Source organism: Aureimonas sp. CAS, from assembly GCF_059838215.1.
The window spans coordinates 795,655-809,441 of the sequence record NZ_CM187563.1 but is presented as its reverse complement, the minus strand read 5'-3'; the positions used below and the strand labels follow the sequence as shown (position 1 = coordinate 809,441).

Below are 13,787 nucleotides of genomic sequence, written 5' to 3'. Positions count from 1 at the left end.
CAGCTGAAGGCTAAACAGTCTGCACGACATTTGCGCACTAGCTCACTCTAATTTCAGTCACTCCCACTCGCCAATCAACGTCCCGTATTTTTCATGAAAAACTGTCTCCTCGTTGCCCTGCAGCGGCATCGTTTGCGGAGAGAAGAACGTACGACGCAGGGCATCTATAATACGCATATCAGCGGGGTCCGCGTCGGTTAGTACTTGTTGCATTACCCAGAGCCCTAACCTCCCGCCTTCTTCTGAGAGCGGTGGCTCTTCACTGAAGTACGGGTATACCACGCGTGTGTATTCCCCCCGGACGCGCGCATGTAGTGCATCCCTTATCCGAACTGTGGCGCCCAAGCTTTCAATCCGCAGGCTGCCGTGCATGCTTATAGGAACGATCTCTACAGGCTCGTTTGACCAACGCAGTTTTGCGCTAAGCAGTTCGAGGACTCCGTCGCTCAGTAGCGGATATAGTCTTTTGAAGTTCCTGTTCGACAGGATGCGATCCTGGGTCAACTGCGCTAGGTCACCTCGGCCAGAGATGTGCGTCTTAACGTCCGACCAAAAGGGTAGGTAGAAGTCGCCACCTCGACTTCTAGTGCCGCCCGCCTCCTTTCTGCGATCAAGTCGGATGTCTTCTTTCAAAATGGATCGTCGCAGTGAATTGGGCGAATAAAACAACTGCAGCGCCTTCCGGAGAGGGATATCTAGAACAGACATACGTGCTCCACACTTTGATCGAAGTACAACCATCTTCTTGGCGTCCCGTCGACACAATGGGAAAGAGCATTGTTTTCACTAAATTTTAGTGCGACGACGCCCACCGCGGCACCGATTCCTGGTCTGCGCCAGCGGGTAAGGGAGAGCATATGACAATCAAGCAGACCTTCTTCAATCTAGCTGATCTGCCAAAGCTTGCGGCGCGCACCTGGACACCCCTGCGGAGGGTGACGGAGTCCACGCTTAACGATCTCCCGCCTGGGGTCATTTCTGTAACCGAATTCCACGGGATAGCGACTGTCGCGGTTCATTCCGCCAAGTCAGCTGATGTAGACACGATGGGATGGGGCGATGTCGGGCTCAATCCGCATCGGGCAGGCATGGAATCATGGGGCTACCAGTCATCGGATGTGTTCCGCGGCTGGGGTGACACCGAGCTTGGCATCAACCTGGTCATTGCCCAACACCTCGAGGAGCCGAGCAAGGAGATTTGGCATCTGCATCCTGATCTAGTGGTGGCGCTCCGGCTCATTCAGGAAGGTGATCGCTGGTACCGGCCCGAGGAAGGGTGGCCGGAGGTCGTTCGCCTAACCTGCAACGATGCCGGCGAGCCGGTTTGCCTTGAGATAAAGACCGAATTCCTCAATGACTACCTCGCGGCGCGGGACATGCGCCTCTTTTGCTCTAGTTATGCCGAACGGACGGCAGTGACCGAAAAAGACCCTGGCTATGGCTGGTCTCGCAAGCCCATTAACGAGAAAAGAGATCGAAATCAGCTCGAGTACATTACCGCGCCGGCGGGTTGGCCCCATCCTCACGGAACCTTCTTCACAAGGGGTGCCATATGGCGAACCGAGTGGCTGGACCCCGGTACGATCAGCACGCGCATCCGCGGCGATAAGACGTCCGATGAAGTCTCTTTTGTGACCAAGCCGGACGGTACTCGGGTAGCAGCAGGTCGGCTTGATGGAGATATCGGCTGGCTCTACTTCAACGCAGGAGTGGTTAATGCGCTTCTCCGACATCGCGGTGGACGGCTCCATTGGGCATCGAGAGATACCGGTGGTGTTGGTGCGACTTCGGACACAGTCCATTTTGGCGTAAACGGCCTTGGCCTGATCACCGTTTTTGCCAAGGATATCGGCATGCTCAAGCCCTGGGACCAGCGGACTTGGGCAGCCCACAACGTCACCCCCGATGGGGGCGTATCAGAGGAGCTGTTCTCAGCGCAGATGATGGTGCAGCCGGCATCGACTAAGGCGCCCGAGGCCCTTATTGAAAAGGCTATTAATAACCTCGCTTCGAGCTTTCGCGAACGGTACGGTCAGGAGCTGCTGCGCGAGAATGCCCAAGTGTCTGATATTCTCAGGCGGGCTCACCGGTTTCGTTGTGCGGAGACGCAGGGGCTGCTCGACCTTTCCAAGCAGGTGACGCAACTGTTCACCGAACGCGTCGATGTTGATGCCGTACTTGCGCACTGCCCACCGCTCGCCAAGGGCGAGAAAAAGCCGGGGTCGCTAAAGGCTATTGAGCGGCTATTGGGCACAATCCTACCCGAGGAACAGGCAAGGAAGATGATGGGGCCATTGTTTGGCCTGAACGATCTTCGCAATGCAGGATCGCACCTCGGCTCCAGTCTCGTGCAAAGTGGTCTTGAGCGCCTTGGCGTCGACGATAGAAAGCCACATCCCATGCAGGGCTTGCAACTGCTGGAGAGCGTGGTCACTACGCTGCATGACATCGAGGGGGCGATTGCCGTTCCAAAGGCGTGACCGCCTTCTGACAATCGGCAAGGCTACCCGGCTCGTTTGACGATCCGGGTGGTCAGAGCGGCTAGGCCGTTTCAGAATCGCCGCACCAAACAATCCGGCCCCAGCGCAACCAAAATGCGATCTGCATCCTGTATTTCGCCAGACCGATGGTTGCAAAGTCGGCCGACCGTTGGCGTCGACGGCAATGTCCCACCGAGGCTTCGCGCCATCGAAGACGAGCATTTCGATAGTGGCGCCGCATGGACACATCATACCTACGCTCCAGCGTTGCCATCGTCGATAGTGAGCATCAGGTCCCTGGAAAGATCGTTGCCGACCAGCGGCGGCTGTTCGGGTGCCGGAGTTCAAAAGCGTCTGGTTGGTTGGTCCGCTTCAATTCTGAATGCGCCAAAACCAGACATTCCGCTTTTGGCACCATTGTTGTCCTAGAATGCCCTCATCCCAATGTGCATGCGGATTGTCCAAACGACCTTACGACCCGCTAGAAAATTTCGAACGGTGCCTCTCCTCCGGGGCGACCCAGCTTTCAATGAAATCCAGCGGATCAACGCTTCCCATCACTGATCTGGCGAGCGCTAGTCGTCCCTCTAAACGCTGCCGACGGTCGTCCTCCGCGCTCTTTAGGCGCTCTGTTGCGTCCGCGAAGAATCGCTCTACGGTGATCGCTTTTCCCCACTTCTCCATGATCTCGACCAGCTGCTGCCGGCTGTCGGTGAGAGCCTGGGCCGTTTTTCGCGCATCTTCCTCCCTTTCATAGCGCTCCCACCGTTCTTTTTGCTCCTTTCTCCTCTGCTCCTCCGCCGCTTCTTCAGCCTCCATAAGGCGTTGCAGATCAACTCTTGACGCACCCAGCGTCTCAACAATTTCTGGGATCAAGCGCTCAAGCGACTGCTGCTTCGTTTCCTGCCAGTTGCGAGACCAGTTGACCCCCTTCTTTGGTGAGTAGCCAACGACCCGAAAACGCCCGCACGGCATATCCTGCTCGGTTGTCCATGAGTGCGTCAGTTGCCAAGATTTTGCTGACCGGATGAGCTTACTGTTCTCACGATGGTAGTCGCCATTGAAATAGCGCATCGTCACGCGCTCGGTCATCTCGGTGATGGCGAGCGCTACAGGCACCATGTCGATATAAAAAACAGTCGGCCTGTCAGGTGCCCAAATACTTCCCGAGTGGTAGCGACCGTATTTGCGATCCTTTCGTTCGACCTCTTGTTCCCTGATATGAATCCGCAGCAGATTGTCGGCGGCTGGCGCGATTTGAACGCGGTAACCTCGCTCATCAAGCGCAAGATACAGAGCGTTAGCGATGGAGAGAGCACGCTGAAGCGCGGCTTCTGATGAGATCAGATCCGGCAGAATCCTCTTGTAGGGCCTGAGGAACTCGCCGTTCTTGACCTCGCGTGTTTTCCGCAAATGTTCTTCTGCACCAAAAAGCAGCGGGTGACGAACCGGGCGGCGAGTTTTCCCAACGAGCTTTGGCTTGCGCGCGGCTCGTTCCTCCATCGTTCGCTTTTTGCGCGGTTTGACGGCTGGGGGCAGGATATCTATGGTCTCATCGGATGCTTCTGGCAAGGCAGGTAACTCTGCCGGAAGTCCTAAGGACTTGCGGGTCCAGTACCCCGATCCGGGATAGGGTACTTGATATCGTTTGCAGATGGCTGCGAGTGCGGTGCCGGAAATTCCGAGCTCCGGTGCGACTTTGCTGAGTGGCCTTTCACAGACCCATTTGTAAAGCTCAAGGCGTTTCACCTGCACAGCGAATATCTCAATTCCCTCACCACTGATATTGCATAGCAGGTACACGCATTGACCCCGTCTTTTGAGGGGGATTCTGCCCTTTTCTAACGGCGATTTTAGAGGGCTATAGCGTAGATGTAGCTGTCATCTTCACCCGATCCGGCGCGCCACCCCACCTCCTTCGATGACATTATGCCGGGATCCGAGCGCGGTCTGCGCACGGGGGCCCATTACGCGGCCCTGTTCATCCCGAGCGGCCGATACATGCTGCCGCACGCCTTGAGCCGGTCGTCGAGGGCGAGCCGGCCCAAGGGGTCCGATCGAGAAAACCCCCGGGCCCGACAACGTCCTGGAATTGCGGGACCGACCGGCGCTCCTGCGCCGTGCTCAGCGATGTGCCGAGGCCTGCAGACCGGGCTCGGTGCGGGTCTCCGCATGGCGGTCGAAGGGCGTCCCCCCACAGAACTCCACGAGGTTGCGCCCGTCGGCCGGATCGAAGACGTGCATGTCGCGCGGATCGAAGCCGAGATGGACGGGCATGTCGGGGCGCAGGTCGCCGACGCGCTCGACCTTGACGATGACGCTCTGGTCGCCCGCCGTCGCGACATGAACATGAGCGTTCTCACCCATATACTCGACGATCGAGACCGTGCCCGAGATGAGCGCGTCCCCCTCCCCCGTCAGCTTCCAGTTCTCGGGCCGCACGCCGATCGTCACGGGAGCGTTCGAGGACGAGGCGGCGCAGCCGGCGGGCGCCGCCACCTCGCCGCCGCCATCGATGGCGAGGCGCCCGGGCGAGACCATGCGGCCGGACAGGAAGTTCATGCGCGGACTTCCCAGGAAGCCGGCGACGAACAGATTGGCCGGCCGCTCGTAGAGATCGCGCGGCGTTCCGGACTGTTCGACCCGCCCGCCATTGAGGATCACGATGCGGTCCGCCAGCGTCATCGCCTCCACCTGATCGTGGGTGACGTAGATCATCGTCGTGTCGAGCTTGCGGTGGAGATTGGCGATCTCCACCCGCGTCTGGCCGCGCAGGGCCGCGTCGAGATTGGACAGCGGCTCGTCGAAGAGGAAGAGGCGCGGCTTGCGCACGATGGCGCGGCCGATCGCGACGCGCTGGCGCTGGCCGCCCGAAAGGGCGCGCGGCAGCCGGTCCAGGAGCTTGCCGAGATCGAGGATGTCGGCCGCCTCCTCCACCTTGCGGCGAATGTCGTCCTTGCGCATCCCCGCGACCTTCAGGGCGAAACCCATGTTCTCGGCCACCGTCATGTGCGGATAGAGCGCGTAGGACTGGAAGACCATGGCGACGCCGCGCTCGGTCGGCCCCCAGTCCGTCGCGTCCTCGCCGTCCAGAAGGACCTCGCCCGAGCTGGGCAGTTCGAGCCCCGCGATGACGCGCAAAAGCGTGGATTTTCCGCAGCCTGATGGTCCGACGAAGACGACGAACTCGCCGGACGACACGGTCATGTCGATGCCGTGCAGCACCTCGTGCTGGCCGAAGGATTTGCGAATGCCGGACAGGACGAGATCGCTCATGGTCGCTCCTTGCGCGGTTCGGGGTTTCAGGCGGAACGTTCGGAGGTCGCCCCGCGCGAGGATCGCGCGGGCGTGACGATGGCGTGAATCGAGGCGCGAGAGACGCCCTCGCCCGACGCGAAGGCGAGCGCGGTGACGGGCGAGGCGTCGGCGAGGCGCTTGGTGCAGCACCAGCGGCCGTCGTCGGCGTAGATCTCGATCAGGCCGCGATCCACGAAGATGCGAAGACGCGAGAGGCCCGGCGTAGCGGCTCGATATCGCGGACCGTCCCGGTCGCCGACGCGCGGCCGGTGAACGAGTTCCAGGGCGATCCCATCGTGCTCCAAAGCCAGATCGATCGACGGGTGCGCGAAGGCCAGCCGGAAGGGGGCGTTCGCGCCGGACAGTTCGATCAGAATCTCGGCCGTTCCGTCCTCCACCGGCACCGGGTCCGCGCTGGCCGGATCGAGCCGGCGTTCGGCCCCCCGAAGCCTTTCGAGAGCGTCGAGCGGTGGGGTCGCCAGATGGTCGCCGCGCCATTCGAAGCGGCGCGGCAGCGTCATGGCGCTCGGGAAGTCCTCGCCCTTGCGAACATCCGTCCAGTTCGCCGCCCAGCCGATGCCGAAGGCTCCCGATGCGCCGAGCGTCGCCTGGAAGGCATAGGCGTCGGTGCCGAAATCGACCTCGCGCGTGTCGAGCGGCTCGAAGGAGCGCCCGTCGAAGCGACCGGTCACGGCGTGGCTGAGATTGCGCCGCCCGGTCTCCCTGTCGCGCGAGGAGAGGAGGCAGTAGATCAGCGTCCAGAGCCCGTCACCGACCGGCACCATGCACGGGCATTCTGCCGCGCCGACGCCATGGCCGCTGGCGGTGAAGAGCGGACCGACGAAGCGCCAGCCGTCCGCTGCGTCCTTCGCCTCGCTCTCGTAGAGAAGGACGACGCTCCCCTCCCCGTCGCGTCCGCCGAGAAGCATCTTCCAGAGCCCGTCCGGTCCCTCGAACACATAGGGATCGCGGAAGTCCTTCTTGTAGCCGGGCAGGTCCGGCCGTCGTTCGATCACGGGTGTCGACGCCCCGACCGACAGCCGGTCGGGCGAAAGCGCCGTCATTTGCCATTCCCATTCGGGTTCGCGGCTGTCCTGGCGGTCGGTGTAGAAGACGCGCAAGGCTCCGTTATCCGCCGGGATGGTCGAGCCCGAAAAGGCTCCGCCGCTCTCCGCATCGTCCGCCAGCAGTTCCTCGCGAGGCTCCAGGAAGATCGGCAGATGGGTGAAGCCGGCGCCCCCGTCGCGGCTGACGGCGTGGCCCCAGTGCATCGTGTTCCAGAAGCGGTCGTGCGGGTAGTGCTGGTAGAAGAGGTGGATGTCCCCGTCGATCTCGACGAGCCCGTTCGGGTCGTTCATCCAGCCGAAGGGCGGGGTGAAGTGGTAGCGCGGCCCCTCCGGCGCGGCATTGCGCTCGTTGGCGTAGAGAAGGCGGATGCCGTCCTCGGCCACGCGCGCCGGATCGAAGGCATAGGCGAGCGACACCGAGGCACCGGCATCGGGCCGGACGACGATTTCTCCCGAAGCCGTCGCGCCGAAGGCGCGCTTGCGGAAGTCGCCGGATCGCGGCGCCTCCAACCGCTCGGCGTCGGCCGGTCCGGTGAGCGAGGCCGTGCCCTTCAGCCAGAGATGCACGCTCTCGCCGGCTCGAAGGTCGAGATGGATCGGGGTCATGGCAATCATCCGAGGTCTGGTCAGCCTTTGACGGCCGAGCCCATGAAGGAGGAGACGAACCAGCGCTGGAAGGCGAGGTAGAAGATCAGGACCGGCAGCATCATCAGGACGGAGGCGGTCATCGCCCGGTCCCAGAACACCGAGTCCTGGCCGAGGAAGGAGGCGATGGCGACGGGCAGCGGCCGTGCGTAGTCGGTCTGCGTGACCATCAGCGGCCACAGATACTGGTTCCACATCTCGATGCCGAGGAGGATGGCGACCGTCGCCATCACCGGCAGCGACAGGGGCACGTAGACGGAACGGTAGATCCGGAAGAAGGAGCAGCCGTCGACGGTGGCGGCCTCGGTCAGCTCCTTCGGCACCTGGCGGAAGAACTGGTAGAACAGGAAGATGTAGAGCGGGCTGCCGACGAAGGGCAGGATCTGCGCCGAGAAGGTGTCCATCAGGCCCGCGCGGTTCACGACGAGCAGAAGCGGCAGGACGATCGATTCCAGCGGGATGATGTAGAGCGCGATCAGCGCGCCGAGAACGAAGCCGCGAATGCGAGAGCGCCCGCAGGCCAGCGCGAAGGCGGCCATGGAGTTGATCACGAGCCCGCCCGCCACGGTGACGGCGAGGATCGTCACCGAGTTCACCAGATAGCGCCCATAGGGAAAGGCGCCGCTGAAGGTGAGGAGCTCGCGATACGTCTCCAGCGAGGGATCCTCCACCCAAAAGGCGCGGAACGAGCCCATGTCGGCCAGGATCTGGAACCGATCGGTCTTGAGGCTGGCGACGGCGAGCGCGATCAGCGGCGAGACGATGACGAGCGCGATCAGGGCCACGGCGACGGTCTGGATCACGACCATCGTGCGCCGCCGGTTCTCGCGGCGGCGCCAGCGCGAGCCGGCCGCGACCTGGATCCCCGCTCCGGCGGGCGTGGCCATGTCGGTCATGCGCGATCCCTCGTGATGTAGCGCTGTGTCAGCGAGACGATGAGGACGAAGAGGAAGAGCAGCACGGAAACCGCCGAGGCGTAGCCGATGCGCTGCCCGGCGAAGCCGGCCGTGACCATGTGGTGGACGACGGTCTCGGTGGAGCCCAGCGGGCCGCCCTGCGTCAGGATGTCGATCTGGGTGAAGAGCTTGAAGGCCTGGATCGTGGTGATGATCAGCACGAAGACGTGGGTCTGGCGAAGCCCCGGCATGGTGACGTGCCAGAACTGGCGCCACCGCCCCGCCCCGTCCACCCGCGCCGCCTCGTAGAGCTCGCCCGAGATGTTCTGCAGCCCCGCCAGATAGATGATCATCTGGAAGCCGAAGGCCTGCCAGGCGGACAGGAGCACGATCGAGGGCATGGCCGTCGAAGGGTTGCCCAGCCAGTCGACCGGACCGGCGAGGCCGAAGGACAGGACGCCGAGAATCTGGTTCAGCGGACCGCTCGGGTACTGATAGAGCGTCGACCAGATGACGCAGACCACCACCATGGAGGTGATCGTCGGCAGGAAGAACATCGACCGGAACAGGTTGCGGAACGGCATCTTGCGGTTGATGAGCAGCGCCGTGCCGAGCGCCAGGCCGCATTGCAGCGGGATCACCATCAGGGTGAAGCGCGCCACGTTCCACACCGCCTGCCAGAATTCGCCGTCGCCAAGGGCGCGCGCGTAATTGTCGAAACCGACGAAGCGCGCGGGCGTGGGGCGCGGGATCAGCCGCTCGTTGGTCAGCGAGAGGTAGAAGCTGAGCGCGAAGGGCAGGACGAGGAAGACGAGGATGAGAAGGCAGGCCGGCAGCAGCATGCCCATCTCCTGCACCCCCGAACGCCCCAGGAAGGAGCGGCGGCGGCGCTGCGGGCGCGGTCTGTCGAGGACGGTGGTGGCCATGGGCGGCGCTTTCGCGGGACGTCGAACCGAGTGCGGAAGGGTCGGCGGCCGGACTGAGAGCCCGACCGCCGGGCGGCCTCACTCCCCGAAGGGATAGTAGCCGTCGTTGTCGTCGATATCCTCGTCGATGGTCCGGGCCGCGCGCGTCAGCGCCGTCTGCGGGTCGGCGCCGTTGAAGATGGCGTCGAAGGCCATCATCGTCGCTAGCGTGATCGTGGGATAGGCCGGGTGCTGCGGACGCGGCAGCGCCGTCTCCTCCGACTGCTCGGCCGCGATCCGCATCGGTCCGCCTTCGGCATAGAGTGGGCTTTCGGCCTCGAAGGAGTGAAGGCCCGGCAGCGTCGCGTTCTGCCGCGACACCTCGCGAACGGCTTCGTCCGTGAGCATGAACTGGAGGAAGCGCGCAGCCTCCTCCGGGTGCTCGGAGTTCTGCGTGATGCCCCAGATCCAGGTGCCGTTCGGGCTCACCGCTTTCTCGCCGAAGCGGGGAAGCGGCATGATCACGAGGTCGTCGCCGAGCTGGGTGCTCGCCTCCTGCCAGAACCAATGTCCGCCCCAGGCCAGACCCACCTTGCCGCCCTCGGCGTAGAACTGGTTGCCGCCGGCCGACTGGGGCACCACCCACCCCTTCTGGAACCAGTCCTGCATCATGGCCGCGGCCTCGACGCAGGGTTCGGAATCGAGCGTCCCCGAAGCTTCCCACGTTTCGCGGTCGATCAGGTCGCAGCCGAAGGACTGGAGGATGGGCGAATAGGCATAGGTCAGCCATTCGGACCGCGAACCGTAGGAGCGGAAGAGATCGATCGGCCATTGCACGCCGTCGATCCCCGACAGCGTCCGCAGCGCGTCCTCGAACTCCTCGCGGCTCCAGGCGTCGTCCAGCCCGGTCGGAATGCGGATTCCCGCCTCCTCCAGGAAGCGGCGGTTGCCGTAGAGCAGGACGGAGGAGTCGACGAGCCCGATGGCATAGAGCTGGTCGTCGATCGGATAGGTGCCCTGCGCGACGTTCGACGGCGTCATGTCGTCGAGAAGGGCCTGGTCGATCAGGTCGCCGAGCGGGCGAAGGATGCCGGACCAGGCGTAGTTCGACACGAAGGGCGCATCGACCTCCATGATGTCGGGCAGATTGCCCGACAGGACGGCCGCGCCGACCCTTTCGTTGTAGGCGTCGTGCGGCGTGTAGACGAGCTCGACGCGGATGTCGGGGTTCGCCTCGGTGAAGCGGCGGGCCGCATCCTGATAGGCCGAGACATATTCCGGATCGCCCTGGTGCATCATCCGCAGGGTCGTCTGCGCCCCCGCGTCGGTGCCGGTGAGCGCGATCGCCGAGGCGGCGAGCGTCAGAGCAGGAATGAGTGATCGTTTACCCAATTGTGCCTCCCATCGGGTTGTCTGCTTTGGCATTCGGTTTCAGGCGGACTGCCGGCGCACGAGCCGGAACGGTACCTTGTCGAGGCGCGCCTCGTCGTCCCGTGCGACGAGGATCTCGGCGGCGAGCCGCCCCATGGCCCGCAGCGGCAGCGCCATGGTGGTGAGCGGCGGATCGAGCCGCGTCGCGATCTCGACCTGATCGTCGAAGCCCGCGACCGCGACGTCTTCCGGGATGCGCAGCGAGAGCCGGCGAAGGGCGTTGTAGGCTTCCATCGCGACGCGATCGTTGCCGCAGACGAGCGCGTCCGGGCGGTCGGCGGCGGCGAAGATGTCCTCCACATGCCCGGAGACGGCGCTGGGGGCGCGATCGGAATAGACGGAAGCGGCCGTGGCGGGACGCACCCAATCGTCGCGCGGCTCAAGCCCGGCCCGGCGATGGGCCTGCCGGAACCCCTCCAGCCGGAGCGACCCGGCGACGAGACCGGGCAGGTTCAGGAAGGCGATGCGCCGCCGCCCCGTCGCGATGAGATGGGAGACGAGCTGCTCGGCGGCCTGAACCTCGTCCGGCACGATCGAGCGGATCAACCCGCGTTCGTCGCGGCAGTTGACGAGCACCCGGATCGCGGCGCGGGCGGCATCCGGAACGTTGACGACCTTGTGGTACATCGAGGCCAGACCCGTCGATTGCGGCCGGAAACGCGCCAGATCGTCCACGGCGGCGGCGATGCCCTTGCCCGTCAGATTGGTGACAAGGACCGACAGCCCGCGCCGACGCACCGACGCGTCGAAGGCGCGCATGATATCGGTCGCGAAGGGTGCGGTGATGAGGCCGTCGGCGACGATCCCGACGATGGGCATGGTGCCGGTGCGCGTGGAGCGGGCCGCGAGGTTGGCGACGTAGCCGAGCTCGGCGGCGATGCGCCGGATGCGCTCGCGCGTCTCGGGCGACATGCGCGCCGCGCTGCCGTTCAATGCGCCCGAGACGGTCTTGACCGAAACTCCGGCGCGCTCGGCGACGTTCTGAAGGCTGATGCTCATCCAGCCCTCCCGCGCCGAATGGGTTATCGTTTACTCAAACTCGCGGACATCGTCGTCTTTGTCAACCGTCCGGGGCGGCCGCGGCCTTCCGGCAGAAGAACCGCGCTTTCCAGCGGGGAACTCCTTCCGCAGACTTGGGCGAGCCTGCGGGCATACGGCGTCCCGGCTTCCCGGAAGTCCGCCCGAAGCATCGCACCATTACCGCAACGAAGGCAATGACTTAACGGAACGCAGAAATCGTCGCACCCCGCCGCTTGCGTCCTCGACCGACACGCAGCAGCCTGTCCGGACGACAAAAATATAGGAATTTATACCCTATTTCGATAACGCCTTTACTCTGGCCCCGTCGGAACTGTCGGGGCGAGGATGATGCATCGGAGAAGGAGCTTAAGGGAAGGCCGGCAAGAGTATCGGAAGGCGGCGACGAAGGTCGAGATCGCCGCTCTGCGCTATTTGTTCGCCGCCTGGCACGAGGCTATCCTCGACATCAGGGCGAATTTCGACCCGAACCAGCCGCGCGTGCCGGCCGGCTCGGGGCCCACATCCGGCCAGTGGCGAGACGGCGGTGCGAGTCGGCCGCAGAGTGACGGGCGTCCCAGGCTCATCATCGACATTCCCGGGCGCCCCGATGACGGCGCAACGGGCAAAGGGCCGCGGGTCCGCCCGTCGTTGCGCGTTCCCCCGGTGGCGGCACCTTCGCCGGAAGTAGGTCCGTACGAGCCTCTTCCGGTCGTCCCGAGTTCCGAGCCCGAACGCAGGAGCGAACGAATCCGGGTCGCCCGTGCCGTTGCGCAATTCGTGGTCGAGGCCGCCCTGCGAGGCGCGACAGGCCCACTGGGTCTTCTTCTGAACGTCGTGCGTGGCGCCGTCTGGCTGTACGAGTATTATCCCTTGATCGAGTCCTATTTCGACCCGCCCAAGAGCTTGGAGGACCTCATCCGGGATGCTTCGCTCGGTCCGTCGAGAGGCTACGACATTCACCATATCGTCGAACAGCGGCCGGCTGAACTCGATGGCTTCCCGCGCTCGCTTATCGACGGGCCCGGCAATCTCGTACGTATCCCACGCATGAGACACTGGGAGGTGAATAGATGGTTCGAAACACCGAATAGAAGTTTCAATTGGTCGACTCCGCGCCAGCATGTTCGCGGTCGAGACTGGAGCGAGCGCTTTGCAGTCGGCTTGCTTGCTCTGGAGGAGACAGGGATTCTGAAACCATGAAGAAATTCGACCCGAAAGCCGCCAGTGTCGAAGAACTGGCCGCTCGATTCTTGCAACTGAGCTTGGAAGAAGACAAGTGGGAGCGGGAATACGTTGGTGCTCGCGCCAATCGTGCTATCCGAGAGCGTTTTTCCGTAGAAGAAGAGCTGAAACAGCGCGATGGGGACAAGCGGCGAGTGCTTGTGCAATTCTACGAACATCCGAACGTTCAGGTCCAAGCCAACGCCGCCTCCGCGACCATGGCACTATTTCCAGACGCGGCGCGTCGTAAGATGGAGCATATCCGCCGCTGGTCCACTGGACATATACGTCTTCAAGTGGGGATGGAGCTCAGGATGATCGACACGGGTCGGTATGTGCCGAAGTAGAGCTCAGCAGATTAGGGTCTTTCAGACTTGCCCTAGAAGCGAGATCGATCGTCAGGAGCAACCGATCGATGAAGAATTTCGACCCGAAGACCGCCAGTGTCGATGAACTGATCGCTCGTTTCCTCGAATTGAGCATTGAGCAATATGAAATGGAAATGAGCGGTCACGGTACTCGTAGAAACCGAGCGGTCCGTACACGCTTTGCCGTGGAGGACGAACTGCAAGAGCGCGATGGCGACGCGCGACGCCTGCTTGTTCGGTTCTACGAGCACCCGAACGTTCAGGTGCAATGCAACGCCGCGTCAGCAACGCTCGCGCTCTTTCCAGAGGAAGCCCGTCGTCGGTTGGAGCATATTCGGCGCTGGACCGCAGGGGTAACAAAGCTGGAAGCGGGAATGCGGCTTTGGGCGATCGACACGGGCCGGTATGTGCCGAAGTGAGGTCGCCCCCGCGATGCGGCAGTACGGCTAAGCCATCC

12 protein-coding genes and 1 pseudogene are annotated in these 13,787 nt (G+C 63.2%); 4 read left to right on the top strand and 9 right to left on the bottom strand.

Translation table 11 applies throughout. The features are described 5' to 3' along the window. Window positions 1-57 precede the first annotated feature (57 nt). Window positions 58-504, bottom strand: a complete 447-nt coding sequence (locus AC6R2M_RS03735) for a hypothetical protein (RefSeq protein WP_500485619.1) — start codon at window positions 502-504, stop codon at window positions 58-60. 353 nt (window positions 505-857) lie between these two features. Between AC6R2M_RS03735 and AC6R2M_RS03730 the strand changes: the two genes are divergently transcribed. Next, entirely contained in the window at window positions 858-2,480 is a 1,623-nt protein-coding gene (locus AC6R2M_RS03730; RefSeq protein ID WP_500485617.1) for a hypothetical protein, read from the top strand. 123 nt (window positions 2,481-2,603) lie between these two features. Here the strand turns inward: AC6R2M_RS03730 and AC6R2M_RS03725 are convergent. The 8 genes and pseudogenes from AC6R2M_RS03725 to AC6R2M_RS03690 form a co-directional block, all read right to left on the bottom strand. After that, a pseudogene (locus tag AC6R2M_RS03725) lies at window positions 2,604-2,828 on the bottom strand (ubiquitination-like system serine protease family protein); the annotation flags it as partial. A gap of 123 nt (window positions 2,829-2,951) precedes the next feature. Beyond that, window positions 2,952-4,283, bottom strand: a complete 1,332-nt coding sequence (locus AC6R2M_RS03720) for a hypothetical protein (protein ID WP_500485615.1) — start codon at window positions 4,281-4,283, stop codon at window positions 2,952-2,954. A 321-nt stretch (window positions 4,284-4,604) separates the two neighbouring features. Continuing rightward, complete coding sequence (locus AC6R2M_RS03715) at window positions 4,605-5,756, bottom strand: ABC transporter ATP-binding protein (protein ID WP_500485613.1); 1,152 nt, start codon at window positions 5,754-5,756, stop codon at window positions 4,605-4,607. A gap of 26 nt (window positions 5,757-5,782) precedes the next feature. Then, window positions 5,783-7,459 (bottom strand): glycoside hydrolase family 32 protein, encoded by a 1,677-nt coding sequence (locus AC6R2M_RS03710; RefSeq protein WP_500485611.1) that lies wholly within the window; start codon window positions 7,457-7,459, stop codon window positions 5,783-5,785. An 11-nt stretch (window positions 7,460-7,470) separates the two neighbouring features. Beyond that, the gene (locus AC6R2M_RS03705) at window positions 7,471-8,298 is read right to left on the bottom strand and encodes a carbohydrate ABC transporter permease (RefSeq protein ID WP_500487476.1); all 828 of its coding nucleotides are present in this window, start codon (window positions 8,296-8,298) and stop codon (window positions 7,471-7,473) included. 83 nt (window positions 8,299-8,381) lie between these two features. Next, window positions 8,382-9,311 carry a carbohydrate ABC transporter permease gene (locus AC6R2M_RS03700; RefSeq protein WP_500485609.1) on the bottom strand — a complete coding sequence of 310 codons (930 nt, stop codon included), beginning with the start codon at window positions 9,309-9,311 and terminating at the stop codon, window positions 8,382-8,384. Window positions 9,312-9,389: 78 nt separating this feature from the next. Continuing rightward, on the bottom strand, window positions 9,390-10,682 hold the full coding sequence (locus tag AC6R2M_RS03695) for an ABC transporter substrate-binding protein (RefSeq protein ID WP_500485607.1): 1,293 nt from the start codon (window positions 10,680-10,682) through the stop codon (window positions 9,390-9,392). Window positions 10,683-10,721: 39 nt separating this feature from the next. Further along, the gene (locus AC6R2M_RS03690) at window positions 10,722-11,720 is read right to left on the bottom strand and encodes a LacI family DNA-binding transcriptional regulator (RefSeq protein ID WP_500485605.1); all 999 of its coding nucleotides are present in this window, start codon (window positions 11,718-11,720) and stop codon (window positions 10,722-10,724) included. A 366-nt stretch (window positions 11,721-12,086) separates the two neighbouring features. Between AC6R2M_RS03690 and AC6R2M_RS03685 the strand changes: the two genes are divergently transcribed. The 3 genes from AC6R2M_RS03685 to AC6R2M_RS03675 all read left to right on the top strand — a co-directional run bounded on the left by AC6R2M_RS03685 (window position 12,087) and on the right by AC6R2M_RS03675 (window position 13,749). Continuing rightward, window positions 12,087-12,941 (top strand): hypothetical protein, encoded by an 855-nt coding sequence (locus AC6R2M_RS03685; RefSeq protein ID WP_500485603.1) that lies wholly within the window; start codon window positions 12,087-12,089, stop codon window positions 12,939-12,941. Further along, window positions 12,938-13,309, top strand: a complete 372-nt coding sequence (locus AC6R2M_RS03680) for a DUF2019 domain-containing protein (RefSeq protein ID WP_500485601.1) — start codon at window positions 12,938-12,940, stop codon at window positions 13,307-13,309. Before AC6R2M_RS03685 ends, AC6R2M_RS03680 begins: the two co-directional genes overlap by 4 nt. A gap of 68 nt (window positions 13,310-13,377) precedes the next feature. Then, the gene (locus AC6R2M_RS03675; RefSeq protein WP_500485600.1) at window positions 13,378-13,749 is read left to right on the top strand and encodes a DUF2019 domain-containing protein; all 372 of its coding nucleotides are present in this window, start codon (window positions 13,378-13,380) and stop codon (window positions 13,747-13,749) included. Window positions 13,750-13,787: the final 38 nt, after the last annotated feature.

What these genes read in the sequence shown, in the direction of transcription:
- AC6R2M_RS03680 (WP_500485601.1), top strand. Translation starts at nt 12,938, where the DNA reads ATGAAGAAATTCGACCCGAAAGCCGCCAGTGTCGAAGAACTGGCCGCT.
- AC6R2M_RS03705 (WP_500487476.1), bottom strand. Translation starts at nt 8,298, where the DNA reads ATGGTCGTGATCCAGACCGTCGCCGTGGCCCTGATCGCGCTCGTCATC.
- AC6R2M_RS03700 (WP_500485609.1), bottom strand. Translation starts at nt 9,311, where the DNA reads ATGGCCACCACCGTCCTCGACAGACCGCGCCCGCAGCGCCGCCGCCGC.
- AC6R2M_RS03690 (WP_500485605.1), bottom strand. Translation starts at nt 11,720, where the DNA reads ATGAGCATCAGCCTTCAGAACGTCGCCGAGCGCGCCGGAGTTTCGGTC.
- AC6R2M_RS03675 (WP_500485600.1), top strand. Translation starts at nt 13,378, where the DNA reads ATGAAGAATTTCGACCCGAAGACCGCCAGTGTCGATGAACTGATCGCT.
- AC6R2M_RS03730 (WP_500485617.1), top strand. Translation starts at nt 858, where the DNA reads ATGACAATCAAGCAGACCTTCTTCAATCTAGCTGATCTGCCAAAGCTT.
- AC6R2M_RS03710 (WP_500485611.1), bottom strand. Translation starts at nt 7,459, where the DNA reads ATGATTGCCATGACCCCGATCCATCTCGACCTTCGAGCCGGCGAGAGC.
- AC6R2M_RS03685 (WP_500485603.1), top strand. Translation starts at nt 12,087, where the DNA reads ATGATGCATCGGAGAAGGAGCTTAAGGGAAGGCCGGCAAGAGTATCGG.
- AC6R2M_RS03715 (WP_500485613.1), bottom strand. Translation starts at nt 5,756, where the DNA reads ATGAGCGATCTCGTCCTGTCCGGCATTCGCAAATCCTTCGGCCAGCAC.